The sequence below is a fragment of the Planococcus rifietoensis genome (assembly GCF_001465795.2).
Classification (GTDB): domain Bacteria; phylum Bacillota; class Bacilli; order Bacillales_A; family Planococcaceae; genus Planococcus; species Planococcus rifietoensis.
This window is the reverse complement of the sequence record NZ_CP013659.2, coordinates 2,005,350-2,029,143: the sequence shown is the minus strand read 5'-3', so window position 1 is coordinate 2,029,143 and position 23,794 is coordinate 2,005,350. Positions and strand designations below refer to the sequence as shown.

Annotated in this window: 23 protein-coding genes; 17 read left to right on the top strand and 6 right to left on the bottom strand. The window is 46.8% G+C overall.

From position 1 onward, the window contains the following. Positions 1-250: 250 nt before the first annotated feature. The 3 genes from AUC31_RS10110 to AUC31_RS10100 all read left to right on the top strand — a co-directional run bounded on the left by AUC31_RS10110 (position 251) and on the right by AUC31_RS10100 (position 3,768). Positions 251-1,417: an aminotransferase class I/II-fold pyridoxal phosphate-dependent enzyme gene (locus tag AUC31_RS10110; RefSeq protein WP_058383323.1), complete on the top strand. Its 1,167-nt coding sequence runs from the start codon at positions 251-253 to the stop codon at positions 1,415-1,417. Between the two features lie 183 nt (positions 1,418-1,600). Next, positions 1,601-3,220, top strand: a complete 1,620-nt coding sequence (locus AUC31_RS10105; RefSeq protein WP_058383324.1) for a M20/M25/M40 family metallo-hydrolase — start codon at positions 1,601-1,603, stop codon at positions 3,218-3,220. Between the two features lie 50 nt (positions 3,221-3,270). Continuing rightward, entirely contained in the window at positions 3,271-3,768 is a 498-nt protein-coding gene (locus tag AUC31_RS10100; RefSeq protein WP_058383325.1) for a cupin domain-containing protein, read from the top strand. Positions 3,769-3,832: 64 nt separating this feature from the next. Here the strand turns inward: AUC31_RS10100 and AUC31_RS10095 are convergent, their stop codons facing one another. Next, positions 3,833-5,200: an aspartate kinase gene (locus tag AUC31_RS10095; RefSeq protein ID WP_058383326.1), complete on the bottom strand. Its 1,368-nt coding sequence runs from the start codon at positions 5,198-5,200 to the stop codon at positions 3,833-3,835. 128 nt (positions 5,201-5,328) lie between these two features. Between AUC31_RS10095 and AUC31_RS10090 the strand changes: the two genes are divergently transcribed. Genes AUC31_RS10090 through thrB form a run of 3 tightly spaced genes read left to right on the top strand, consistent with a single transcriptional unit; the run spans position 5,329 to position 8,587 of the window. Then, complete coding sequence (locus AUC31_RS10090; RefSeq protein ID WP_058383327.1) at positions 5,329-6,627, top strand: homoserine dehydrogenase; 1,299 nt, start codon at positions 5,329-5,331, stop codon at positions 6,625-6,627. Next, positions 6,624-7,685 (top strand): threonine synthase, encoded by a 1,062-nt coding sequence (gene thrC / locus AUC31_RS10085; protein WP_058383328.1) that lies wholly within the window; start codon positions 6,624-6,626, stop codon positions 7,683-7,685. Before AUC31_RS10090 ends, thrC begins: the two co-directional genes overlap by 4 nt. Next, entirely contained in the window at positions 7,682-8,587 is a 906-nt protein-coding gene (gene thrB / locus AUC31_RS10080) for a homoserine kinase (RefSeq protein ID WP_058383329.1), read from the top strand. The genes thrC and thrB overlap by 4 nt, the downstream gene beginning before the upstream one ends. A 56-nt stretch (positions 8,588-8,643) precedes the next feature. Here the strand turns inward: thrB and AUC31_RS10075 are convergent, their stop codons facing one another. After that, entirely contained in the window at positions 8,644-10,068 is a 1,425-nt protein-coding gene (locus AUC31_RS10075) for an NAD-dependent succinate-semialdehyde dehydrogenase (protein ID WP_058383330.1), read from the bottom strand. Between the two features lie 330 nt (positions 10,069-10,398). Here AUC31_RS10075 and AUC31_RS10070 point away from each other — a divergent pair, with 330 nt between their 5' ends. The 9 genes from AUC31_RS10070 (at position 10,399) to AUC31_RS10030 (ending at position 18,260) form a co-directional block, all read left to right on the top strand. Further along, positions 10,399-11,595 carry a hypothetical protein gene (locus AUC31_RS10070; protein WP_058383331.1) on the top strand — a complete coding sequence of 399 codons (1,197 nt, stop codon included), beginning with the start codon at positions 10,399-10,401 and terminating at the stop codon, positions 11,593-11,595. Between the two features lie 23 nt (positions 11,596-11,618). Then, positions 11,619-12,797: an amidohydrolase gene (locus tag AUC31_RS10065; protein WP_058383332.1), complete on the top strand. Its 1,179-nt coding sequence runs from the start codon at positions 11,619-11,621 to the stop codon at positions 12,795-12,797. Positions 12,798-12,817: 20 nt separating this feature from the next. Next, a complete protein-coding gene (locus AUC31_RS10060) occupies positions 12,818-14,113 on the top strand; it encodes a Zn-dependent hydrolase (RefSeq protein WP_058383333.1) in 1,296 nt (431 codons plus the stop codon). 188 nt (positions 14,114-14,301) lie between these two features. Further along, positions 14,302-14,601 carry a MarR family transcriptional regulator gene (locus AUC31_RS10055; RefSeq protein WP_058383334.1) on the top strand — a complete coding sequence of 100 codons (300 nt, stop codon included), beginning with the start codon at positions 14,302-14,304 and terminating at the stop codon, positions 14,599-14,601. A gap of 326 nt (positions 14,602-14,927) precedes the next feature. Then, positions 14,928-15,587 carry a YveK family protein gene (locus AUC31_RS10050; protein ID WP_058383335.1) on the top strand — a complete coding sequence of 220 codons (660 nt, stop codon included), beginning with the start codon at positions 14,928-14,930 and terminating at the stop codon, positions 15,585-15,587. A gap of 26 nt (positions 15,588-15,613) precedes the next feature. Next, complete coding sequence (locus AUC31_RS10045) at positions 15,614-16,597, top strand: GNAT family N-acetyltransferase (protein ID WP_058383336.1); 984 nt, start codon at positions 15,614-15,616, stop codon at positions 16,595-16,597. A gap of 33 nt (positions 16,598-16,630) precedes the next feature. Beyond that, positions 16,631-17,116 carry a hypothetical protein gene (locus tag AUC31_RS10040; RefSeq protein WP_058383337.1) on the top strand — a complete coding sequence of 162 codons (486 nt, stop codon included), beginning with the start codon at positions 16,631-16,633 and terminating at the stop codon, positions 17,114-17,116. A gap of 11 nt (positions 17,117-17,127) precedes the next feature. Then, positions 17,128-17,439, top strand: a complete 312-nt coding sequence (locus AUC31_RS10035) for an MGMT family protein (protein ID WP_058383338.1) — start codon at positions 17,128-17,130, stop codon at positions 17,437-17,439. 86 nt (positions 17,440-17,525) lie between these two features. After that, the gene (locus tag AUC31_RS10030) at positions 17,526-18,260 is read left to right on the top strand and encodes a gamma-glutamyl-gamma-aminobutyrate hydrolase family protein (RefSeq protein WP_058383339.1); all 735 of its coding nucleotides are present in this window, start codon (positions 17,526-17,528) and stop codon (positions 18,258-18,260) included. Positions 18,261-18,357: 97 nt separating this feature from the next. On the opposite strand, the gene AUC31_RS10025 is transcribed toward AUC31_RS10030, so the two are convergent. Together AUC31_RS10025 and AUC31_RS10020 are read right to left on the bottom strand one after the other, a co-directional pair. Further along, the gene (locus AUC31_RS10025) at positions 18,358-18,690 is read right to left on the bottom strand and encodes a hypothetical protein (RefSeq protein ID WP_058383340.1); all 333 of its coding nucleotides are present in this window, start codon (positions 18,688-18,690) and stop codon (positions 18,358-18,360) included. A gap of 12 nt (positions 18,691-18,702) precedes the next feature. Then, positions 18,703-19,992 (bottom strand): tetratricopeptide repeat protein, encoded by a 1,290-nt coding sequence (locus AUC31_RS10020; RefSeq protein ID WP_058383341.1) that lies wholly within the window; start codon positions 19,990-19,992, stop codon positions 18,703-18,705. 401 nt (positions 19,993-20,393) lie between these two features. On the opposite strand from AUC31_RS10020, the gene AUC31_RS10015 reads away from it, so the two are divergent. Then, positions 20,394-20,987 (top strand): general stress protein, encoded by a 594-nt coding sequence (locus AUC31_RS10015; RefSeq protein ID WP_058383342.1) that lies wholly within the window; start codon positions 20,394-20,396, stop codon positions 20,985-20,987. A gap of 161 nt (positions 20,988-21,148) precedes the next feature. After that, entirely contained in the window at positions 21,149-22,093 is a 945-nt protein-coding gene (locus AUC31_RS10010) for a YflT domain-containing protein (protein ID WP_058383343.1), read from the top strand. A gap of 55 nt (positions 22,094-22,148) precedes the next feature. Here AUC31_RS10010 and brnQ read toward each other — a convergent pair whose 3' ends face one another. Together brnQ and AUC31_RS10000 are read right to left on the bottom strand one after the other, a co-directional pair. After that, a complete protein-coding gene (gene brnQ, locus AUC31_RS10005; protein ID WP_058383344.1) occupies positions 22,149-23,471 on the bottom strand; it encodes a branched-chain amino acid transport system II carrier protein in 1,323 nt (440 codons plus the stop codon). A gap of 122 nt (positions 23,472-23,593) precedes the next feature. After that, positions 23,594-23,785, bottom strand: a complete 192-nt coding sequence (locus AUC31_RS10000) for a CsbD family protein (protein ID WP_058383345.1) — start codon at positions 23,783-23,785, stop codon at positions 23,594-23,596. Between the last annotated feature and the right edge of the window lie 9 nt (positions 23,786-23,794).

Here is a 23,794-nt window from a genome sequence, read left to right as displayed (position 1 = left end):
AACAATTAATCCACCCCGATAAACAAAGGTAAGATTTCTCTGAATCTGGTACAATCCACTCGTCATTTAACTCTCAATTCATGTATTATTGCACGTAGTGGACAAGTTAACGAAATGTATTGAGACAAGGGCTCGCGTTAAAAAACGCAATCGCTTGTTATCAAGTTAGAAAGTTGTTTGGCGTACAGCGTTCACAGTAATAATGGATGATTAAAAAAGTAGTTGCTAGTTGCAGAAAGGTTGATTCGTAATGAGCATGAAACTAAACAAACGAGTTGAGGCGATTCAGATTTCCGGAATCCGCCAATTCGCCAATCAAATACCGTCTACTCCCGGAGCGGTCAATTTGACGATCGGCCAGCCGGATTTTCCTACCCCTGAAGCGGTTAAACAGGCAGGGACCGAAGCTATCCGCAATGATCAGACGAGCTACACCCACAATGCAGGTGCGATGGAACTGCGCCAGGCTGTACAGTCATTTTTCAAAGACAGCTACGGTTTGTCGTACCGTGCAGAAGATGAAATCATTGTCACAAACGGTGCAAGCGAAGGGCTCGATTCGGTATTCCGGACAATTCTGGAAGAAGGCGATGAAGTGATCCTGCCAGCGCCGACTTATCCGGGCTACGAGCCGCTCGTGCAACTATGCGGTGCCAAAGTCGTCTACTTGGATACATCAGAAACTGGCTTTAAACCAGATCCTCAAGCGCTCGAAGAACTGATCACTGAGCGTACGAAAGCGGTTTTGATGAACTTTCCATCGAATCCCACAGGCGTCACGATGGAGATGAAAGAGTTGGACGCTTTGAAAACCGTGTTCGAACGTCACGATCTGTTTATTGTAGCTGATGAAATCTATAGTGAAAACACATTCGGCGGTGCTCACTGTACATTTGCGTGTTTCGAGAGCTTGCGGAAGAAGACCATTCTTGTGCACGGTTTATCAAAATCCCATTCGATGACAGGGTGGCGCATCGGCTTTATTTTAGGGCCGGTGGAAGTGATGCAGCATGTGTTGAAAGTGCATCAATACAACGCCATATGTGCTTCGACCCCTTCGCAATATGCAGCGATGGAGGCGTTGGTAAATCAGCGCCATGTGCCGGCTGAAATGAACAAAGCTTATATCGAGCGGCGTGATTTTGTTTACAAACGGCTGACAGAGATGGGGATTGATGTGGTCATGCCGACAGGTGCATTTTACATTTTCCCGTCTGTGAAAAAATTCGGCTTATCTTCATATGATTTTGCCATCCGTTTATTGAAAGAAGGCGGTGTGGCAGCAGTGCCGGGGTCAGCATTCACCGAATATGGAGAAGGGTTTCTGCGCATTTCGTATGCCTATAGCATGCCGGTCTTAAAGCAAGGAATGGACCGTTTGGAAAATTTCATTTCCACACTCAAATTGCAGGCATAGCAACGATATCAGCCAGCCCACAGCGTAATAAGGAATGGGCTGTTTAGAGACTCAGCTATTGAATTCACTTGGCAATTCTGTGCCTTTTGTACAGGAGCCAAAATTTCATTAGCTCAATATGGAATAAATGAACTGAATTTTTGTTTAATTTCAAGTATATGGAAAATGAAAGGATTGGTCTACATGGAGCGTTTCTGGGACACACCGGAGAAAATGGAGGATTTGCTGTGCGAGCTGGTCAGCTGGGAAAGTATTTACCTGACGCAAGGAGAAGCGGAATTCCCGGTAAAATTAAAAGGGTTATTGGGTGAATTGGAGTATTTCAAACAGCATCCAGACCACTTGGAGCTCGGCGAAGTCAACTGGGGACGGACGTTTTTGACGGCGCTTTATAAACACGAAGACGCTGTGGATACGGTCGTTTTGATCAGCCATTTCGATACGGTGTCCACCGAAGATTATGGGGTGTTGCGCCCGCTGGCTTCAAACCCGCGCCTGTTGACGCGCGCGCTCCATGACCGGAAGGAAATGCTCACTGAAGAGGCTTTGGCTGATTTGGAATCAGGCAATTATTTGTTTGGCCGCGGCACGATGGATATGAAAGCGGGGCTCGCTTTGCACATGGCCTTGCTCGAAAAGGCATCGACGGAACAATGGCCAATCAATCTATTGCTGTTGACGGTGCCGGATGAGGAAGTCAATTCCAATGGCATGCGCCATGCCGTCCCGTTTCTACTGGAACTGGCCGAAACGCATCAGCTTGATTATTCTTTATTCTTGAACGGCGAACCGGTATTTGCCCAGGACCCAAAAGAAAGCGATTTTAAAGTCTACAGCGGAAGTATCGGAAAAATCATGCCGAGCGCCTTATTTTACGGGAAAGAAACACATGTCGGCGAACCGCTCAGCGGGCTGACTTCGAATTATATGGCTTCGTATTTGACCCAGGAAATGAGCTGGAACCCGAAATTCCGTGAAACGCTTTACGGTGAAACATCGCCGCTTCCGGTCACTGTCTTGCAGCGCGATGTGAAAATGGAATACTCTGCGCAGACGCCGTATCGCGCAGTATCTATGTACAATGTTTTTCTGCTCGAACGCAATGCAGAAGAAACGATGCAATTGTTTGAAGAAACGGCTCGTGAAGCGTTGGCTAAAATGAGCCGTGATTACGTCGAGATGTGCATGCGTGAAGGAATCGAGCCGGTCAACGAAGTGAAAGTTTTCCGCTTTGAAGAGCTGAAGGAATACGCGCTTGAAAAACTGGGCCAAAAAACGGTTGAGCAAATCATGTCGAATGTGACTGAGGATGTGGACCACGATGTGCGGGAGCAATCCCATGCCATCACCGATCAATTGTTGATTCAATGTCATGAACTGACGCCTGCGGTCATCTTGCTGTTTGCGCCGCCCTATTATCCGCCAGTCAATTCAAGCAATTCCAAGCTTGTCCAGAAATGCATTCAGCAAGTACAAGAAACGGCGTTAGAGCGGTTTGGCCTGGAAGTGAAGCAAGGCCATTATTTCAACGGCATTTCCGATTTGAGTTACGTCAATTTCCAAGACCAGAACGAAGGTTGGCAGACTTATGAACAAAACACACCTGTTTACGGCAGAAGCTACAGCGTCCCGTTTGATGCGATGAAAAAGCTTCAGGCGCCTGTATTGAATGTCGGGCCATTCGGGCGGGATGCGCATCAGCGCACAGAGCGTTTGAACCGCAAGAGTGCATTTGAGGAACTTCCTGTCCTGTTGGAAGATTTGCTATTGACTCAGTTCACGCCGGTATTGTCGAATAAATAAGCATAACTGGAAGCACGCGGGGTAAAGAAGGGCAAAAGGAGCTGATCGGAATGAAAGAAGCACAGTTTTTTCACTTTGAAGATGATGGCACCATCCCGAATAATCCCGGACTTCCAGTAGTTTTCTATCCCGCTGTATTCAGCGGAAAGACAGAGCGAATCGAACAGGCTTTTCAGCAGCATGGCTGGGGCAATACGTGGCAAGGGGGCGTATTTGATTTTCATCATTACCATAGCAATACGCACGAAGCGCTTGGCGTGGTAAGCGGATCTGCTCGTTTGCAGTTGGGTGGCGAACACGGTGAAGAAGTGGCAGTGGAAGCAGGGGATGTCTGCGTTTTGCCGGCGGGGACAGGCCATAAACGCCTATCGGCAAGCGATGATTTTCGCATCGTCGGCGCATATCCCGGGGGTGTGGAATACAACCTGAAAACCGGGGAGCCTGATGATCGCCCGTACGTACTGGAAGATATCCACAATACGCCGCTTCCGAAGACCGATCCTGTTTACGGCGACGAAGGGCCATTGCTTTCGGAGTGGAAAGCTTAAGGCAAGCAAAAAAAGACGAAGCGCAAGGTGATGACCTTGCGCTTCGTCTTTTTTGTTTAGGAATTTACTGGCCGACAAGCGCCGGTGCGAAAAATTCCTTGTATAGTTCATTAAGGATTTTTCCTTCGTCTTCTTTCAGGATGCCGAATACCAAGCTGACTTCGGAAGATCCCTGGTTAATCATTTCAATATTGACATTGGTGCGCGCAAATGCAGCGGCTGCTCGGGCAGTCAGGCCTTTATTATTGTTCATGCCTTCGCCCACCAAGACAATCATCGAGAAATCATTGCGGATGTGGACATCATCTGCTTGGAGTTCATTTTTCACCCGTTCGATGATGCGCTGTTCTTTTTCGTCATCGAGCTGATGGCTTCTGAGGATAACTGATAGATTATCGATACCGGATGGGATGTGTTCATAGGAGATTTCTTCTTCTTCCAGGATTTGCAGTAGTTTTCGGCCGAATCCGACTTCACGGTTCATCAAATACTTGCCGACATACAAAGTGGAGAAGCCGCTGTCTGCGGAAATCCCGGTAACAGGGCGCGGGGAGTCGGCGCGTTCCGCGACGATCATCGTACCTGGCGCAGATGGATTGTTGGTGTTGCGGATGCACAGCGGCACGGACGCCCGGTATGCAGGCATCAAGGCTTCATCATGAAGAACGGCAAATCCAGCGTAGGACAGCTCGCGCATTTCACGGTAAGTCATTTGCTCGATTTCCACTGGGTTATCCACGACTTGGGGATTGGCGGCAAACACACAGTCAACGTCGGTAAAGTTCTCATAAAGCTCAGCCTTGACTGCAGCTGCGAGGATCGATCCCGTAATGTCGGAGCCTCCGCGGTCAAATGTCCGGAGCACGCCAGCTTTTGTGTAAGCAAAAAATCCTGGGAACACGGTAATTGACGGCTTGTCGCTTAAAGCGGCAAGCTGGCTGTAAGATTCCGGCAAAGCTTGTGCGCGTTCTGGCGGATCATTGACGAATAAGCCGGCTGTATGTGGATTGACGTATTCCGCTTGCATTCCGATGGAAGTGAAATAAGCAGCGATCAGTTTCGCTGAATTGTCTTCCCCTGCCGCTTTAATCGAGTCGATATACAAATCATGCTGGCCGCTGTCTGCACGGAGGCGGTCTGAGAGATCGGCACGGATGATGTCGATGATATCCCGGTCGAGACCGAGTTCATCTGCGATTTCCGTGTAACGGTCGATGACTGCCTGCAAGGGCTGCTGGATGGATTCGCCCATTAATGCGGCGGATGCGAGACGGATGAGCAGGTCGGTCACTTTTACATCTCCACTATGGCGTTTGCCAGGAGCTGAGACGACCACAATCCGGCGTGCCGGGTCCGCTTTGATGATGCTTGCGACTTTTCTGATTTGCTGCGCGCTAGCGACTGAAGTTCCACCGAATTTGCATACTTTCATCCTATCAAGTCCCATCTTTTTTAATAGTCTGTGAAAAGGGTTGTTTTCACTAAAATATAATACTATAATGTCTCTATGACAAAAACAGCTGTTTTTTCACAGTGTACACACCATGGGAGGAATCGTCAATGAAAAATGAAATTTCAATCGGATTATTAGGTTTCGGGACAGTAGGGAGCGGCGTGGCGAAGATCATCCAGCAACACCAGGAAGATCTGCAGCACAAACTCGGCGCAAAAGTCGCGATCCGGAAAGTGTTGGTGCGTGATGCCGGGAAAGACCGGATATCGGACCTCGATCCGAATGTCTTCACGACAGACATTGAAGAAATCTTGAATGATTCTTCCCTCGACATAATTGTAGAAGTGATGGGCGGCATCGAAGGCGCCAGAGCGGCAATGGAACAAGCGCTGAAGTCAGGCAAGCAAGTTGTCACTGCCAATAAGGACGTCATGGCAGAATATGGGCATGATTTATTGAAACTGGCAGATGCCGAGAAATGTGATCTCTTCTATGAGGCGAGTGTAGCCGGGGGCATCCCGATCATCCGTACGCTAGAAGATGGGCTGGCTTCCGACCGCATCTCAAGCATGATGGGCATCGTCAACGGAACAACGAACTTCATCTTAACGAAAATGAAGCAGGAAAAGAAAAGTTACGAAGATGCACTTGCGGAAGCAACTGAACTCGGCTTTGCGGAAGCTGACCCGACAGCGGATGTCGGTGGGCTCGATGCAGCACGCAAAATGGTCATTTTATCATCGCTTGCCTATTCGACAGAAGTGAAATTGGATGATGTCAATATCCGCGGCATGGATACCATCAAGGATGGCGACGTGGAGATGGGCGAGAGCTTGGGCTATACGATGAAAATGGTCGGCTCTTCGACAAAAGATGAAGACGGCATCGACGTTTCGGTTGAACCGATTTTCCTGGCGAACAGCCATCCTCTAGCTTCGGTCAATAACGAATTCAACGCCGTTTATATCTACGGGGATGCAGTTGGGGAAACGATGCTTTATGGCCCAGGAGCAGGTTCATTGCCGACAGCGACATCCGTCGTATCCGATATCATCGCAGCATGCAGAAACTTACTTCTCGGCGTAAACGGAAAGCGTGAACACGCTGCACAGCACGAACGGGTGATCAAACCTGCAGATAAAAGCTGTTCAAAATACTTCCATCGTTTGCTGGTGGATGATGTCGTCGGTGTATTGTCTAAAGTGAGCGCCATCTACAGCAACCACGGAGCAAGTATCCAATCGATCGTACAGAATCCAGGAACAAATGAAACCGAAGGAAAAGCGGAGCTCATTTTAAAAACACATGAAATCTCACGCCAGCAGCATTTGGATGTCTTGAAAGAACTTGAAGGAATGGCAAGCCTGATCAGCCATTACCGCATTGAAGGGGAGGATGCAGCATGAGATGGCCTGGACTGATCGAACAATACAAAGAGTGGCTGCCGGTGACGGAAGCTACGCCTCAACTAACTTTGCAAGAAGGCAATACACCGCTGATCCATCTCGAAAAGCTATCTGCTGATTGGGGCATCGAGGTTTACGCCAAAATCGAAGGCGCCAATCCTACCGGTTCTTTTAAAGATCGCGGCATGGTCATGGCAGTCGCTAAAGCGAAGGAAGAAGGCAAGAGCGTCCTCGTTTGTGCATCCACAGGAAACACATCGGCATCGGCCGCTGCATACGGCGCAAGAGCGGGCATGCGGACAATTGTCGTCATTCCGGAAGGCCGCATCGCGCTTGGCAAGTTGGCTCAGGCAAAAATGTACGGTGCAGAAATTTTGGAGATCAAAGGCAATTTTGACGAAGCGCTGGAAATGGTCCGTGAAATCGGCAAATCCCCAGGCATCGCACTCGTCAACTCAGTTAACCCGTATCGCCTCGAGGGCCAGAAGACAATCGCTTTCGAAGTGATCGAGCAACTCGGGAAAGTGCCGGACCTATTCGCGCTTCCTGTTGGCAATGCCGGTAATATTTCAGCCGCTTGGAAAGGCTTCACTGAATACGCCGAACGTACTGGCGAAAAACGGCCTGAACTGCTCGGTGTCCAGGCGGAAGGCGCTTCGCCGATCGTCCAGAACAAAGTGGTGGAACAGCCTGAAACTGTCGCGACGGCAATCCGCATCGGCAACCCGGCAAGCTGGCAATTGGCACTGAACGCACTCGACGAATCAAAAGGTACGATCTTGGCGAGAAGTGATGATAAAATCCTCGAAGCTTACCAGTTGCTCGCTAAGACAGAAGGCGTCTTTGCGGAACCGGCATCCTGCGCATCAATCGCGGGCCTCAAAAAACAAGTCGAAGACGGCCAAATCAAAAAAGGATCAACCGTCGTCTGTGTACTGACAGGAAATGGCCTGAAAGATCCGGCGACAGCAATCGAAGTCAGCAAACAAGACGGCATGCTCGAAGCCGCAAACATGGAACAGTTTTGGGAGGAGTTAAAAAAGGAGGTCAAAGTATGATCGGTAAAGAGTTTTCGATCGCAGTGCCCGCATCCACTGCCAATTTAGGCCCCGGATTCGATTCCATCGGCCTTGCCCTGGACCTCCATTTGAATATTCATGTGTCGCCTGCAGATTCCTGGCAGCTTGTTTATAAAACACCGGAGTACGCCCATTTGTCCGGTGTTGAAGATAATTTGATCCTGCAGGCGGCTGAACGCACAGCTGCCGCATATGGTAAAGAGTTGCCGGCAGCCAAATTAGAAATCGATACGGATATCCCGCTCGGGCGGGGGCTCGGCAGCAGCGCTTCAGCTATTGCAGCAGGCATTGAATTGGCCAATCGTTTGCTCGATTTGCGTATGTCCGACCAGGAAAAAGTGCAAATCGGTACCGAAATGGAAGGCCATCCGGATAATATCTCCGCTTCACTGCTCGGAGGGCTGACAATTTCCTATTATGACGAAGAGCAGATTGAAACTGTGCACGTTGAACAAGTCGATATCGGGGTCGTGCTATTGATCCCCCAGGAGATTTTCCTGACAGAAGAGTCCAGAAGCCTGTTACCCGAACAGCTTCAACATGCTGAAAGTGTGCGTGGAAGTGCCGCGGCCAATGTGCTTTCTGCAGCGATGGTGGGCGGCGATTGGGAAAAAGCCGGCAAGCTCATGAGCAAAGATACGTTCCATCAGCCGTATCGTCAAAATCGCTTCCCGGATTTTAAGGAAATCGGTGAAGCGTGCCAGAAGCTCGGCGCTTACGGATACGCAATCAGTGGAGCGGGCCCGTCCCTTTTCATCCCGGTCCGCGCAGGCGATGAACAACGCATCGCACAAGCGCTCGGCCAGCTATTCCCGCATTATGAAAGCATGGCAATGAAGCCGGCTCGTAGCGGCACCAAATCACATGAAACAGTAGCATAAGAAAAAAGCTCCGGATCCTTGGATCCGGAGCTTTTTTTGCATAGTATGCAAGTTATTCACAATTTGATGGAGATGTATTTGGTTTCAAGGAATGCATCGAGGCCTTCCTGTCCGCCTTCACGCCCAACGCCGCTTTCTTTCATTCCGCCGAATGGGGCTTGTGCAGTCGAAGGCAGGCCATCATTCCAGCCGACAATGCCGTATTCCAGGTTCTCGGCGACAAACGTTCCGCGCGACATGCTTTCAGTAAAGAAATAAGAAGCCAAGCCGAAGCGTGTGTCGTTTGCGAGCTTAACCGCTTCTTCATCGGTTTTAAAGCTCATGATCGGCGCAACGGGCCCGAAGGTTTCTTCGTTCATGACGAGCATATCTTCTGTAGCATCAACGAGAACGGTCGGGTTGTAGAAGTAAGCATCGTTTTCCGTCTGGCCATCACCCCCAACCAATACTTTTGCGCCTTTATCGACGGCGTCTTTTACGTGGCGCTCAACTTTTTCATATCCATCTTTGTCGACGAGCGGGCCGATATCCACTCCGTCTTCGAGGCCATTGCCGACTTTCAATTGGCCGGCTGCTTGCTTCAATTTCTCGGAAAATTCATCGACGATTCCTTCTTGGACGTAAATGCGGTTGCCGCATACGCAAGTTTGCCCAGCGTTGCGGAATTTTGATGCCATGACGCCTTCGACCGCTTTGTCGATATCTGCATCATCGAGCACGATGATCGGCGCGTGTCCGCCAAGTTCCAATGACAGGTTCAACATCGTATCAGCACCTTGTTTCATCAATTCCTTGCCGATTTCAGTCGAGCCAGTGAAAGTTAATTTGCGGACTGATGGATGGCTCGTAAACACTTTGCCGATTTGTGAGGCGCTGCCGGTCACCAGGTTGACGACGCCTTTCGGGAATCCAGCTTCCTCAGCCAGCTCAAACATGCGGACGGCTGTGAGCGGGGTCATCTTCGCCGGTTTCGAGACGAAGGTACAGCCGGCTGCGAGGGCAGGCGCCATTTTTCGTGCCATCATGGCTGCAGGGAAATTCCAAGGGGTAATGGACGCGACAACGCCTACTGGCTGCTTGTTGATTTGGATGCGTTTGCCGTCTTTACTCGCAGGGATGGTCCGGCCATAAACGCGTTTGCCTTCTTCCGCGAACCAGGAAATGAACGATGCGGAATATTCCACTTCACCGATCGCTTCTTTTAGCGGCTTGCCCATTTCCTTCGTCAGGATTTCCCCGACTTCTTTTTTATGTTCCAATAGGAGATCATGCCATTTCATTAATAATTCTGCGCGTTCATAGGCGGTCGTCTTCGACCAGGAAGGAAATGCCGCAGCTGCAGCTTCGACTGCTTCAGTCGCTTCCGATTCGCCGCCATTGGGGACTGTGCCGACTTGTTCGCCGGTTGCAGGATTCATGACATTGATTGAATCGTTGCCTTTATCCGTCCACTCGCCATTTATATAATGTTTGCCGTTCATTTAAACTCCTCCTTAAATTATGCTTCTTGTAGTCAATACCTCACCTGGAAAATCTCTAAACTTGCGCAGGGGGATGGCTGGCACTTGAAAAATTCAATAAAAAATAAATAATGGACTCAAAAAGTTCACGCCCTGAGAAATACGCAATATATCGCTATTGGTTACGCTTACATTAAAATGAACGTTTATTCAATTTAAAGTTATTTCGAAATAGTCTATAAATTATATTTCCGAACTCGAAATTCTGTGCTACTATTGCTTAAAACTAATAAGCTTCAGAAAAAACCTGTTCTCGTATAATGTTTTGAAGCTGAGAGAGGAATGAACAATATGCCCCAAATGTTGGCCTTGGCCATTATGGCTTTCATCCTGTTTATCGGAGAACTCATCTCCATTCGCACTAAAGCTTGGATTCCCTCGATTTTCGTCAGTGGGGTATTGTTTTTAATCGGTTATTGGACATTCTTTCCGGAAGATATCGTGACCATCGGGGGTATCCCGCCGGTCGTTGCCACTTTACTGATTTATTTGCTGATCACGAATATGGGGACCTTATTGTCGCTGGATGAACTGAAAAAGCAGTGGCGCACCATTTTGATTGCCTTGTCCGGCATCTTGGGGATTGTCGTCTTCTTGCTTGCGATCGGGACACTGTTATTTGATTTCCAGACCGTCATCGTCGCCATCCCGCCTCTTGTGGGTGGATTGGTATCAGCACTAATCATGTCGGAAGGGGCAACGGCTGCAGGGCTTCCGACGCTCGCGGTGTTCGCCATCGTCATTTACGTCATCCAAGGGTTTGCGGGCTATCCGCTGACTTCTGTCATGCTAAAAAGAGAAGGGCGCAACTTGCTGCAGAAATACCGCAATAACGAATTGACGGATTACGCCCCTTTGGCAACAGGAACGGCTGAAGAAAAAGTCCAGGACGAAAAACCAAAGTTGTTTGCTGCGTTGCCTGAGAAATACAATACCGATTTCTTCAAGTTCTTCCGGCTTGCTTTAGTCGGGTATGCTGCGTATCTTGCTTCCACATTGGCAGCGCCGATTGTGGAAATCAGCCCATATGTATTGTGTTTATTGTTCGGGGTATTAGCGCGTTCGATTGGATTCTTGGAGCGCCACCCGCTGCAAAAGGCAAATGGCTTCGGCTTTGCGATTATGGCTTTGCTGCTATTCATCTTTGACGGTTTGAAAACGGCGACGCCTCAGATGATGCTGGAAATTCTTTATCCGTTGATTGGTTGCATCATTATCGGACTCGTCGGGATGTATATCTTTTCATTCATCATCGGGAAGATCCTCAAAGTCAGTAAAGAAATGGCCTTCGCTTGCTCGTTGACTGCGCTTTATGGATTTCCCGCAGATTACATCATCACGGTTGAAGTGATCAATGCATTGACGCAGGACGAAAAAGAACGCGAGATGCTGACTAGCCGCATGCTGCCGCCGATGCTCGTCGCCGGATTCATCACGGTCACCATCGTCTCGGTAATCTTGGCAGGAATCTTCGTCGGTTTCCTGTAAACAACATTTAGGAGGGTTTTGCAGTGATTCTTGAAGCGATCAAAAAAGAAATAATAAATCATGCCGGGGAACTGGTTGATATCCGAAGAAAATTGCATAGCGAACCAGAACTATCTTGGGAAGAGTATGGGACTACGGAGTACGTTTTTAACTATTTGACTGAACTTGGTATTGGATGCCGTAAAACCGAGCCGACCGGTGTCATTGGAGAGTTAGTTGGCGCAAAACCCGGAAAGACGGTGGCGCTGCGGGCAGACATGGATGCTTTGTCTGTCGAAGAGCTCACTTCGGATTTGCCGTACCGTTCCAAAGAACAAGGGAAAATGCACGCTTGTGGGCATGATGCCCATACAGCGATGTTGTTAATTGCCGCAAAAGCGCTCGTTTCGGTCAAAGACCAGCTCGAGGGTACGGTCAGGTTTTTGTTCCAGCCAGCAGAAGAAGTCGCAACAGGCGCACGGGCCATGGTCCAACAAGGCGCGATGGAAGGCGTCGATAATGTATTTGGCATGCACATTTGGTCACAAAGCCCGACCGGGATGGTATCTTGTACAGCAGGGCCATCATTCGCGTCTGCTGATATTTTCAATATCCGCTTCACTGGGCGCGGCGGGCATGGCGCCATGCCGCAAGCGTGCATCGATGCGTCGGTCATGGCGTCTTCGTTTGTCATGAATGTCCAGTCAATTGTCTCAAGAACAATAGACCCGCAGCAGCCGGCCGTTGTCACGGTTGGCAAAATGACGGTCGGCACACGCTTTAACGTCATCGCAGAAAATGCGCTTATTGAAGGCACGGTCCGCTGTTTCGACCCGACAGTGCGCGATCATATCGAAAAGCAGCTCGAAGTATATGCCAGAAACACTGCCGAGCTCTATGGGGGAACTGCTGAACTCGAATACATCCGGGGCACGCAGGCGGTCGTCAATGAAGCTGAAAGCGCACAGTTGGCCCGTGCAGTTGCAGCGGAAGCTTTCGGGGAAGATGCTTTGTACCATGAAGAGCCGACGATGGGCGGAGAAGATTTCTCATTCTTTTTGGACGAAGCACCAGGCTGTTTCGCATTGGTCGGAGCGGGGAATCCAGAAAAAGATACGGAGTGGGCGCATCATCACGGGCGTTTCAATATCGATGAAGAGGCACTTTCAACCGGTGCGGAATTGTATGCACAATACGCTTATTCATACTTGAATAAAAAATAATTGAATCGATGGAGGGGCTTATGGGAAATAGCACATTATACGAAGACTTGATCAAGGGATACGATAAACAATTGGACCATTCAGGAGTCAGCGGGGAACGCCTCGCAAAACGCTTGCATGCCTTGTCGGAAATCGGCTATACCGAACCAGGCGGAATCAAACGGCCGGGGTTATCCGGTGAAGAAAAACAAGCCAAGCAATTGGTCAAATCCTGGATGCAAGAGGCTGGGCTTAGCGTGAGAGAAGACGGTGCCGGAAATGTTTTCGGTTCTTTACCGGGGCAGTCGGATGGCCCTGTTATCGCGTCGGGGTCCCATGTCGATAGCGTACCGAATGGCGGCAATTTTGACGGGCCGCTCGGCGTGCTATCTGCGCTTGAAGTGGTTGAAGCTTGGAAGTCAGTCGGCTTTGTTCCTGAAAAACCCTATGAAGTAGTAATTTTCACCGATGAGGAAGGCTCGAGATTCAATAGCGGCCTGACCGGGAGCCGCGCGATGACGGGGGACATTTCTGAACAAGAGATGAAGCAGTTGCGGGATTACAACGGGGAAGGCTTGGAACAAGTTCTAAATTCTTACGGCAGCTCTCTGGATGGATTCCGCAAGTCGGTTAGGGATTTATCGGAGCTGGAATTGTTCGCAGAAGTGCATATTGAGCAAGGCAAAAAACTGGAGCAAGAAAATCAGCCGGTTGGCATCGTCAGCGGAATCGCTGGCCCGGCCTGGATGGAAGTGAAATTTTCAGGTCAGGCAGGACATGCCGGCAATACGCCGATGATCGGCAGAACGGATAGTTTGGTCGCAGCTGGCGAATTTGTCAGCCGCTTGCCTGAACTTCCCCGAGCGATCAGTGAGACGGCGGTGGCGACGGTCGGCAAGCTGGACGTATCGCCAAATGGCATTAATGTTATTCCTGAGCAAGTCGTGTTGCATGTCGATGCGCGTGACATCTATAAAGAACCGCGCGACCAACTCGTGGAGCGCATTCGGAGCCTGGCAGAAGAAGTAGCTGACAAGCACGGGGTTACTGTTTCACTCCAGCAAAATACGAGCATCACGCCTGTGCCAATCGCAGAGGAACTGCAGCAGGAAATTTCGGGAATACTGAAAGAACAAGGAATCGAGCCGGTGCGAATCCCTAGTGGTGCAGGCCATGACGCCATGATTGTCGGGCGCCATATTCCCGTTGCGATGCTGTTTGTGCGCAGCAAAGACGGCATTAGCCACAATCCAAAAGAATGGTCGTCCTTAGCGGATTGTGTACATGGGGTTCATGCTTTGAAAGCGTTCATCGAATCGAGAATGTCAAAAGCATAAGTCATTCTATTGGAAGACAGAGGAGCTGCCTCTGTCTTTTTTTTGTGTAAATAGACTTGAAATATATGGATGAAGAGATCCTTATTATGGAATTATCAGGTTAAATTGATATAGAGTGTATATTTACCGGTAAATCGGGTATATAGAAAATAAGCTATAATACTAAAACCAGTACGGAGGTGATGAACGTGAAAGCAGTTGAGAACAATGCTTCCAATAATGCGCGCCCATTTTCTGAAGAAAAAATCCTGAAGGAATGCCGCCATTATTTTTCATCGGAAACTGCTCGAACAGCAGAAATCGCTGAAAGATTTATGGAATATTTCATCAGAAATGCCTCGTCTGAAGGCGTGCTTTTCAAGACGATTAAAGAAATTACACACGACTTGAATATTTCTCACCAAACCTTGACCAAAGTACTCAAACGGCTCGAGGAAGAAGAGATTATCTATAGAAGAAACGGCATCATCGGTTTGTGGCAGGAATAAATTGAGCGATCTGAAGAATCAGCTTAGCGAAGACTGGCGGATATTCCGTCGGTCTTTTTCTCATGCCAATTTTAGCTTCAGAGTGTAAGGGAACCGGGATTCAAAGAGAGAATGACATCCTTTTAATAGATACATATAACTATATTAATTTTAGTTAATTTAAATAGAATGTCGTATACAGTCTATTTGCTTATATTTATTAATATTTTTTATGAAAATCCGCTTAAAAGTGTAGAATGAACCAAGGAAGTGTGATATAAAGGTACTAGAATAATCTGAATTTTTAGATAGGAAGATCGATAAGGTAGAAGTGAGGAGGATGTGAAATGGTGAAACAATTAATTGGTCGCCGGCTTCTGGCGTGCATCAGCCGGAATTTTGTATTGGTAGCTGGCACGACGGTATCCACAGTCTTTGCCGTATGGCTGGTATCGGTCTTTATCTATGAGCCGGAATACATGGCTACAAGCCAAGTATTTGTCGAACCGCTAACATCCGAGACAATTCATGGAGAGGCTTTAGCCGCATCTGACTATCAAACGCTGGAAGCTTATCAGGTATTAGCGAAAAGTCCTGCTGTCCTATCCCAAGTTCTTGAAAACACAGCCAGCCCTTATTCAATGGCCGAGCTGCATGATCGTATTGCGATCAACCGGCCGGAAAACTCCCAAGTCCTGAATATTGTTGTCTCTGCAGGAAATAAGAATGAAGCTGCTACCATAGCGAACGCCATTGCTTTCAGCTTGCAAGAAGAAGTAACACATTTGTTGAAAGTCGATAATGTGAGCGTCATCTTAAAGGCCGGCACGTCCCACGGCGCGCTTGAAGAAAACGGCAGTCTGAGTGTCCTATTGTCTCTTGCAGCTGTTGCCGGGCTAGTCGCTGGAATTTTACTGAGCGTGACATTCGAGTTATTGGGTATTGTAAGACGCTATATTCAATTTAGCAGAAAGAAAAGCGCTCATTTACAAACCGTCTTCAAATAAGCAGCAGTTAAAGCAGGGGTGAGATTATGTACAAGCTGGTTTCCATTCAAGAGCATCTCAAATGGCAGGAAATACTAGATGCCTTAGACATACAGGATATTTACTACACGACCCAATACTTTTTGAGTGCCCTTAAATTGGATCCTGGAGAAGCTTACCTCTTTTATTTTCAATGTGCAGACGGTGAAGTGGCGTATCCTTTCATCAAACGAACAGTCAACGAAGCGATGCCGCATTGTTTCGATATAGCAACGCCCTTTGGGTATGGCGGCCCGGTCTTGAATATCCGTTCCGATAGCGCATCGCTCGTAGAGAAATTCAGGAAAGAGTTCACCGAGTTCTGCAGGAAAGAACAGATCATCGCTGAATTCATCCGCTTTCATCCTTCCCGTCAGAATGCAGAATTCTTTAAAGGCTCCATGCAGTTATTGCCCTTATACGAGACATATTCGATTAATTTGAAAAAATGGCATAGCCTTTCCGTGATGGAGAACAACTCTTCATCTGAAGTGGATTTCCGGAAGTTAGGGACCGTCCGCCATATGTTCGAATTCCTGGTCCTTTATTATTCGAATGCCCGGAGACGGGAAGAAGCTGATAGCTATTATTTTTTCACCAACGATTACTTCGAAGCCTTAGTCAGTACACTTGGCCCCAATCTCCATCTGTTCGGGGCGTATATAGAAGAGAAATTAGTTTCCGCCTGCTATGTACTTGCGATGGGCAAGACCATACATTTCCACCTGGAAGGCAATTTGCCGGAAGGACACACCCATCAAGCGGATCGTGAACTGCTGGCTAAAGTAGCTGAATGGGGCGTGGAAAATTATTACGAAGAGTTTCATTTGGGAGGAAGCCTAGACAGTGATTTGGGCGATGCGAAACGGGAGATTGCCAATATGTCGCCATCCACTTTTTTCATCGGTAAATGCATTCACGAACAACAGCTGTATGATCGATTCATTTCTCTGGACGACGAAGACATTATCCGGCGCTACCGCAATATATGAACCGAATTCAGCAAATACAGGGAGGTATACTAAATGAGATATACACAATATAAAGGGGTAGTGGAACGGGAGTATAAGAAGTCGCTGCGCAAAATCATGTACGAATTATGCGTTGTTGAGGGGTTGGATTCGGTTAATGGGGCGTTGCGTCTTGGCGTTGCAAAAACCATCTTTGAATACTGGCGCAATTTTTACAGATACGATGACCATCAGCGTCTATTCGACCAAAAAGTACAGGAGCTTGACAAAATGCACTTTCTTTACGTAAATGAAGGGAAGAAGCCAACTGTTACGGAACCGCTTCATCATACCGATGAGTCCAGTTTGGAAGGGTTCAGAGAGCAAGTGGAGCAAATGGCTGCTTATTATCGCGAAGTACATGCTGAAAGCAAAGGGTTGGCCGTCGAAGCGTCCAACCTGCCATTATATGAATTCGTTGAAGAACTCCTTCAGCGCTACGAGGCTGGCGAGTTGCTTGAAGAAATAATGAAGAATTCACTAAATGCTGAAAAGGGGTAGTTCCGAAAAAAATGCAGCCATTTACAAAGAAAGCGATCGAAGTCATGAGAAACATACCGCAAGGAAAAGTAATGTCATACGGACAAGTGGCTCATGCAGCCGGGAGCCCGCGTTCTGCACGCCAAGTCGCGAGGATTCTTCACAGCATGAGTGAAAAACACAATATCCCCTGGCACAGAATCGTCAATGCAAAAGGTGAAATCGCCCTCAAAGACGGGGAAGGGAGATACACCCAAAAACTGTTATTGGAAGAAGAGGGGCTTTGCTTTGAAGAGGATGGAAAAGTCTCTTTAAGTCGCTATCAACACTTTCCCGTACTGTAAGCAAGAAAATGTAAGTTTACCACAGGCTTAAAAAAGGGTATAAACCTGCATCGACAAATTTTTTTGTGCAGAAATGGGGAATTATAGTGGCTACAGAAAATAAACCGGTAATTGGTATTACGGCCCGCGTAGAAGAAGACCAAATGTATTCTTTGGATCCTGTCTACGCCAATGCCATCTTACAGGCAGGTGGATTGCCTTTGATTGTCCCGATTGTGGACGAAGAAGATATTCCACTTCTTTGTGAACGATTGGATGGATTGATCGTAACAGGCGGAGGGGACATCAACCCGAATATTTATGGGGAAGAGCCTCATGTCCGTTTGGGCGCCGTTTATCCAGGCAGTGATAAATATGAAGCAGAACTTATCTTGAATTTCCTTAAACTAGATAAACCGTTTATCGGAATGTGCCGGGGCATGCAAATGTTCAACGTGGCTTTCGGTGGTACCGTGTATCAGGACCTTGAAGCTCAATATGAAGGCACACTTTACCAGCACAAACAAATGGCAATGCGGACACACCGCACGCATTCCGTAAAATTGGAAGAAGACAGCTTATTATATGAAATCATGAAAGAAAAGGAATTCCACGTGAATTCTTTCCATCACCAAGGTGTTAAAGATGTCGCAGAGGGCTTAGAAGTAGCAGCTCGTGCGGCAGATGGACTTGTCGAAGCATTGCAGAGCCCAAATCATCAATTTGCGATGGGCATCCAATGGCATCCTGAAGAATTTGCGCTGCAAGGCGATGAAGCTTCTCGCAATATCTTCTCGTACTTCGTCAAAGAATGCTTGATCGACAAAAAACAAAATCAATAAGAAAAAAACGCAGGGGCTGCCCCTGCGTTTTTCTTTTGTAATAATCAAAAACCCGCCCTCCGTATTGGAAGGGCGGGTTAGCAATGCAATTAATAAATTATGCTTTCGGGTTAACGGACCAAGGCTCAGGTACACGAGCTTTCACAGCCACTTGATCTTGGACAGACCAAGGTTCAGGTACACGAGCTTTCACAGCCACTTGATCTTGGACAGACCAAGGCTCAGGTACGCGGGCTTTCACAGCCACTTGATCTTGGACAGACCAAGGCTCAGGCACACGAGCTTTCACGGCCATTTGATCTTGGACGGACCAAGGTTCAGGTACACGAGCTTTTACTGCAACCTCTTCAGTATTAGTTGAAGTTGAAAATGCCGGTAACGAGCTTAAGGCGATTGCAGATATAAATAAAATAGCCAAGCCTTTTTTCATATTTTCCACTCCCTATCTAATATTCGTGACTTTCATATAAGCATTTTTGGCTTTTGTCATAAATTCAGCAGATTCTTTAAACTTTTCCTGCCTAAAATATATACTACCCAAATGTCCGTAATAATATCCTAATTCGTTGTAATTTTCGGAATCCTCTAAGCTGGGAACTAATTTAGCAAGAACCAGTTTCTCAAATTGCTGCTCTTCGTCATCTAATAAATGAACTAAACATATGAACTCTACATAAGCTTCTCGAAATGCTGCGTTTGTGGGTGAGTCTAATCGTAAATCTTTGTTTTTTATTCTTTCTAATCCCATTTTTATTATATCTCTAGCCTTTTCTTCGTTGTCCAATTCTAAATAACTTTTAATGAGTATGCAGTATGTTAATATACTATCTGCAAAATATTCATCAGGAATGAACTTTAAGGAATTGGTTAAGTGCATTATGGCGTCTTCATAGTTCTGATAGATAAAATAAGAATACCCTAAGTTAAATTCGGTAGTGAATTTCAAAATGTCTATATCTAGCTTGCTGCCAATGGTTAAAGCATTTTTATAATGTTCCAATGAAAGCTTATAATTGCCGAAGTTTTCATGGCTTATGGCAATATTAATGTGGCATTCAACAATTCTTTTAGGTACAAATTCTTGTTGATAAATTTTTAATGCCATCTCTGAATATTTATAAGCAAGTTCAGTTTCTCTCACTTGAGTGCTAGAAATTCCAATCGAATAATAAAGGTCTGCCAGTTCCGCGGCAGAAATTGTATTTGGAACGATTCTCTCAGCAATCAAATAAGTTTTTAATGCATTCTCATAATCATTCAAAATATAATTATAGTTGCCATTGTATTTGTGATACAGATAATACTGTTCTTGATTCATAAACTCTTTGAAACGGTCCATCTCTTTGATTTTCTTTTCTGCACTTTCTAAATCGCCCGTAATGATGAAGTAGCGGATTTGTTGGATATCGAATTCAAGTTCGACGTCTTCATCAGCGCGCAAAAGAGGGTGGTTGCAAATGTCTGCGTAATGCTCCATGATCTTGCCTTTATTTTGGGGATGGAGCAATGAATTTTTAAAGTTTTTCACTAGCACTTTGCCAATTGGATTGTCTTTAGCAGCTAGCGGGATTTCAAGTTTTTTGCATAATGCTTCCAAATCTTTCAATGCGGGCTCTTTTAACCCGGCTTCAATTTTTTTTAAATCTTTTGGAGAGAAAATGCCTGATGCAGTTTCTTCCATGCTGAAACGTTTTTTCAGCCGATGATATTTCAGTCGCATTCCTGTGTCCATGTCCGCTCTCCTTTCCGTTTGCATGGGCAGTACTTCAATCATCCATGTAGGAGAGTTTACCTCCGCTTGGCCAGGCGGCCCTGACAAGCGTATATCCGAGAGATTGTTTAGTACGATAATTACCGCCTCCACATCCACATTTTACTTTAATTACATATATTAAATCTATGATATCATCAATTTTCAAAATAAACTGCTTTTTTATTTCTATTACTCTGGTTTTGAGAAAAAAGGTAAAAAGTGCCTAACAGCTAAAATAATAGCCAAATCATTACAGTATTTGGACTTACTACTAGTCCTTTTGTTCTATCGCGATAATTTCGTGAAAGTTTAGATAAAGTACAATGAAGGGTAAGGAAGAATAATGCAGCAGCCAAATCAATCAAAACGGGGGTATTATAATGAACTCATCAAATAAAAAAGTACTTGGAATTGTGTATTCTCAGGAAGATTTCGATCGTAAATTGACCCAACTCAATGAACAAGGATATTCTGCAAGTGAAATCCATGCGGTGGCTGAAAACGCGGATCAACTAAACAGCCATCAAGTGGAAGTAGAAAAAGCGGGGTCTGTCGGCGATAAGATGAAGAGTTTCGTCACAGGAAAAAGCGCAGTTAAGGAATCGATTGACTCACTGGGCTTATCGGAAGCAGAATCGCAGCGCTATACAGAAGATGTCGCTAAAGGCGGAATTCTTCTATATGTGGAAGGCGAAAGAAAAGGCATTATCGATGCAGTGAAAGAATCTGAAGGGGCACCGGAACATGAACCGACTGATGCAGAACGCCGTCAGTATATCCAATCCGTCGATAATAATTACGACGAACAGGAAGACCGTTTTGCCCGCGGAGAGACTTTTTTGCAAGATCCGACACTGGTGAAAGACGAGCGCCATGTTTCGTTTACGACGCAAGAAAAACCTGAAGTCGAAAAAGCCAGAGGCGGGACCAGTAAAACCGAAGCGCAAAGCAAGACCGATAGAAAATACAGATGATATTTCGCCCCGATCTCAAAAAGATCGGGGTTTTTTCTGTTGTGCATCAAATTAAAGCATATCAGGATTGAAATCATTATATAGAAGAAACGAAATGTTTTAGGAACGATAAAGTGCGGGTAAACAAATAGCAAGACAAGTTAAATCAGGAGGTTTTATGAATGGCACAGACAAACCGTCAATTTGAAATCGTTTATACGCAGGAAGAAATGGAACGCGCCTTGGAGGCTCTTATTTCTAAAGGTTATCGGAATGAAGACATCCATGTGCTGGCAAATGATAAAAACTTAGTGAATGAAGCCCACGACCGCTATGGAGTAGACGCTAACAAAGCGAACTCTTTCGGCAACCGCATCAAAACTTTGTTGACAGGAGAGGACAAAGCCCGTGCTAAGCTGGATGAATTCGGCGTCGATCGTGACACGGCCGATCATTATGAACGTGAGATTGAACGAGGAGCTGTCCTTTTATATACGGATGGTGCTCCAAATGGAAATGCTGAGAGTGAACATTTCTCCTCCCATTCTGACGACAACCGTCCTATGGACATGGATGCAGGGGAACGCAATACAGCATTTGCGCCGTTTGGCCGCGATGTTGAGCGGGACGGCAGAATGCATGATGACGAAAAGCTCATCGATAAAGATATCCAAAAACACGAAGGTCGTCATGATACGGGAGTTGACGGCATCTACACAACCGATGCCACGCGTGAGCAGACGAATAAATCCCAATTGCATAGTAAATCACAAGATTCCCGTTTGAAAGGCGATGAAATTCACCCGACAAGCGACCGTGTCAACCCATCGGAAGCGGAAAAGCCATCCGAAAAACGCATGGAGCATGAACCGAAACTTGGCGACCAAGACGGGGAGAAGGAACTGAACCGTGAAGACGGCGTGAATCGCCGGCAAGACGAACCTTCACCGGGAGTGGATCCGAACCTTGGGCCTGCGCCATTCGGCCGTGATTCAGAAGAAGAACATCTGGCTGATACAGAGCGCCGTGACGATTTTGAATCAACGAAAAATCCTAGAGATGTTGACGATTTCCATAAAAATGTAGAGAAGAAAACCGGTACGCCACCGACGCCGCGTCTATTCTAAAAAATAAAAAGGACGGAGAAATGTTACATTTCTCCGTCCTTTTTATTGTCTGCATTTATTTTTTATGGGTACTGCGCGCAATGATGATGCCTATAAGCGTTCCGATGATTGCAGGAACAAGCCAGCCGATTCCTTGTTCATAAAATGGCAAGTAAGAGAAAATCTGTGTAATTGCATTGAATTCAAAACCGGAACTCTTCAATGCATCAAAGACGCTAACGATACCTGTAAGCACAAGCGGGATGATATACACATACGATTTTTGGTAAAAGGAATGATCGATAAATGATAGGATGACAAGGACAATCGCCAGTGGATAGATGGCCAATAACACCGGCAAGGAAATAGCGATCAATTGAGTCAAGCCGACATTGGCAATAATGGTAGAAAATCCGGCAAAAATGAACACATAGGCAACATACGGCAATTGCGGAAAGACTTTATTGAAAAACTGGGCTGTAGCTGACACAAGTCCGATAGAAGTCGTCAGGCAAGCGAATGTGATGGCCGCAGCCAAAATAATGCCGCCGATTTCGCCGTACAGTACGCGTGAAGCGAGTGCGATGACTTCTCCACCATTGTCCTGCATGCCGATGGCTTCTACACTAGTGGCCCCGATATAGCTTAAGGACAGGTAAACGAGCGACAATCCGGCTGCCGCGATGAATCCGGCGTAGGCGGTCGTTTTCAGGATGGCGTTCTTGTCCTCGACGCCTTTTGCGCGAATTGATTGGATGATGACAATCCCGAACACGAGCGCGGCAATTGCATCCATTGTCAAATAGCCTTGAAGAAAGCTTTCAAAAAACGCTTCGGTGTCATAATTCCCGACAGGTGCGCCGATTGGCCCCATAGGCGTCAGAAAGCTTTTGATAGCTAAAAAGCTAATGACGACGATGAGGATAGGTGTCAGGATTTTGCCGATGCGATCGACAAGCTTGGTCGGGTTCAACGCAAACAGCACCGTGATGACAAAGAAAATGATGGTAAACAGGAATAAGGACCAGAACGATGACGCCAAGTCAGCGGACAAAAAAGGTGCAGTGCCAATTTCAAAGGCGACAGTGGCTGTTCGGGGAATTCCGAAGAATGGCCCAATTGCCAAATAGACGATCATCGTGAAAACGATACCGAATACCGGATGGACCCGCCCAGCAATCGACTGCAGGTCTCCTCCAGCTTTTGCGATGGCGAGTATGCCTAATAGCGGCAAACCGACACCTGTCAGCAGAAAGCCAATGATGGCGGGAAGCAATTGTTCGCCTGCTAATTGGCCGAGGTAGGGAGGGAAGATTAAATTTCCGGCACCGAGGAACAGCGCGAAAAGCATAAGGCCAATCGTTAAAGTTTCAGAGTTTGTAAGCGTTTTCTTATCCATGGGAGTTCTCCTTCTACATTAAACATAGTCGCACAAGGACTTATTATAACTGAATTCACGCAGTTATGAAAATTAAAATTTGGAAATAAAAAAACCCAGCAATTCTGCTGGGTTTCATGTGCTTATTTATCTTTGTTAAAGCCTTCTTTAAACTTGCCGACCGTATCTTGCACCTTGCCTTTGGTTTTATCTGATTTGCCTTCAGCTTGCAAGTCCGGGTTATTGGTCGCGTTGCCCACCTGGTCTTTCAATTCGCCTTTGCCTTTGCTGACGGCGCCTTTCAGTTTATCTGAGAATCCTTCTTTATCAGCCATTTGAATGCC

What these genes read in the sequence shown, in the direction of transcription:
- AUC31_RS10095 (WP_058383326.1), bottom strand. Translation starts at nt 5,200, where the DNA reads ATGAAAGTATGCAAATTCGGTGGAACTTCAGTCGCTAGCGCGCAGCAA.
- brnQ (WP_058383344.1), bottom strand. Translation starts at nt 23,471, where the DNA reads ATGGATAAGAAAACGCTTACAAACTCTGAAACTTTAACGATTGGCCTT.
- AUC31_RS10035 (WP_058383338.1), top strand. Translation starts at nt 17,128, where the DNA reads ATGCAGCCATTTACAAAGAAAGCGATCGAAGTCATGAGAAACATACCG.
- AUC31_RS10075 (WP_058383330.1), bottom strand. Translation starts at nt 10,068, where the DNA reads ATGAACGGCAAACATTATATAAATGGCGAGTGGACGGATAAAGGCAAC.
- thrC (WP_058383328.1), top strand. Translation starts at nt 6,624, where the DNA reads ATGAGATGGCCTGGACTGATCGAACAATACAAAGAGTGGCTGCCGGTG.
- AUC31_RS10110 (WP_058383323.1), top strand. Translation starts at nt 251, where the DNA reads ATGAGCATGAAACTAAACAAACGAGTTGAGGCGATTCAGATTTCCGGA.
- AUC31_RS10025 (WP_058383340.1), bottom strand. Translation starts at nt 18,690, where the DNA reads ATGAAAAAAGGCTTGGCTATTTTATTTATATCTGCAATCGCCTTAAGC.
- AUC31_RS10040 (WP_058383337.1), top strand. Translation starts at nt 16,631, where the DNA reads ATGAGATATACACAATATAAAGGGGTAGTGGAACGGGAGTATAAGAAG.
- AUC31_RS10045 (WP_058383336.1), top strand. Translation starts at nt 15,614, where the DNA reads ATGTACAAGCTGGTTTCCATTCAAGAGCATCTCAAATGGCAGGAAATA.
- AUC31_RS10015 (WP_058383342.1), top strand. Translation starts at nt 20,394, where the DNA reads ATGAACTCATCAAATAAAAAAGTACTTGGAATTGTGTATTCTCAGGAA.
- AUC31_RS10000 (WP_058383345.1), bottom strand. Translation starts at nt 23,785, where the DNA reads ATGGCTGATAAAGAAGGATTCTCAGATAAACTGAAAGGCGCCGTCAGC.
- AUC31_RS10010 (WP_058383343.1), top strand. Translation starts at nt 21,149, where the DNA reads ATGGCACAGACAAACCGTCAATTTGAAATCGTTTATACGCAGGAAGAA.
- AUC31_RS10105 (WP_058383324.1), top strand. Translation starts at nt 1,601, where the DNA reads ATGGAGCGTTTCTGGGACACACCGGAGAAAATGGAGGATTTGCTGTGC.
- AUC31_RS10060 (WP_058383333.1), top strand. Translation starts at nt 12,818, where the DNA reads ATGGGAAATAGCACATTATACGAAGACTTGATCAAGGGATACGATAAA.
- thrB (WP_058383329.1), top strand. Translation starts at nt 7,682, where the DNA reads ATGATCGGTAAAGAGTTTTCGATCGCAGTGCCCGCATCCACTGCCAAT.
- AUC31_RS10090 (WP_058383327.1), top strand. Translation starts at nt 5,329, where the DNA reads ATGAAAAATGAAATTTCAATCGGATTATTAGGTTTCGGGACAGTAGGG.
- AUC31_RS10050 (WP_058383335.1), top strand. Translation starts at nt 14,928, where the DNA reads ATGGTGAAACAATTAATTGGTCGCCGGCTTCTGGCGTGCATCAGCCGG.
- AUC31_RS10020 (WP_058383341.1), bottom strand. Translation starts at nt 19,992, where the DNA reads ATGGACACAGGAATGCGACTGAAATATCATCGGCTGAAAAAACGTTTC.
- AUC31_RS10070 (WP_058383331.1), top strand. Translation starts at nt 10,399, where the DNA reads ATGCCCCAAATGTTGGCCTTGGCCATTATGGCTTTCATCCTGTTTATC.
- AUC31_RS10100 (WP_058383325.1), top strand. Translation starts at nt 3,271, where the DNA reads ATGAAAGAAGCACAGTTTTTTCACTTTGAAGATGATGGCACCATCCCG.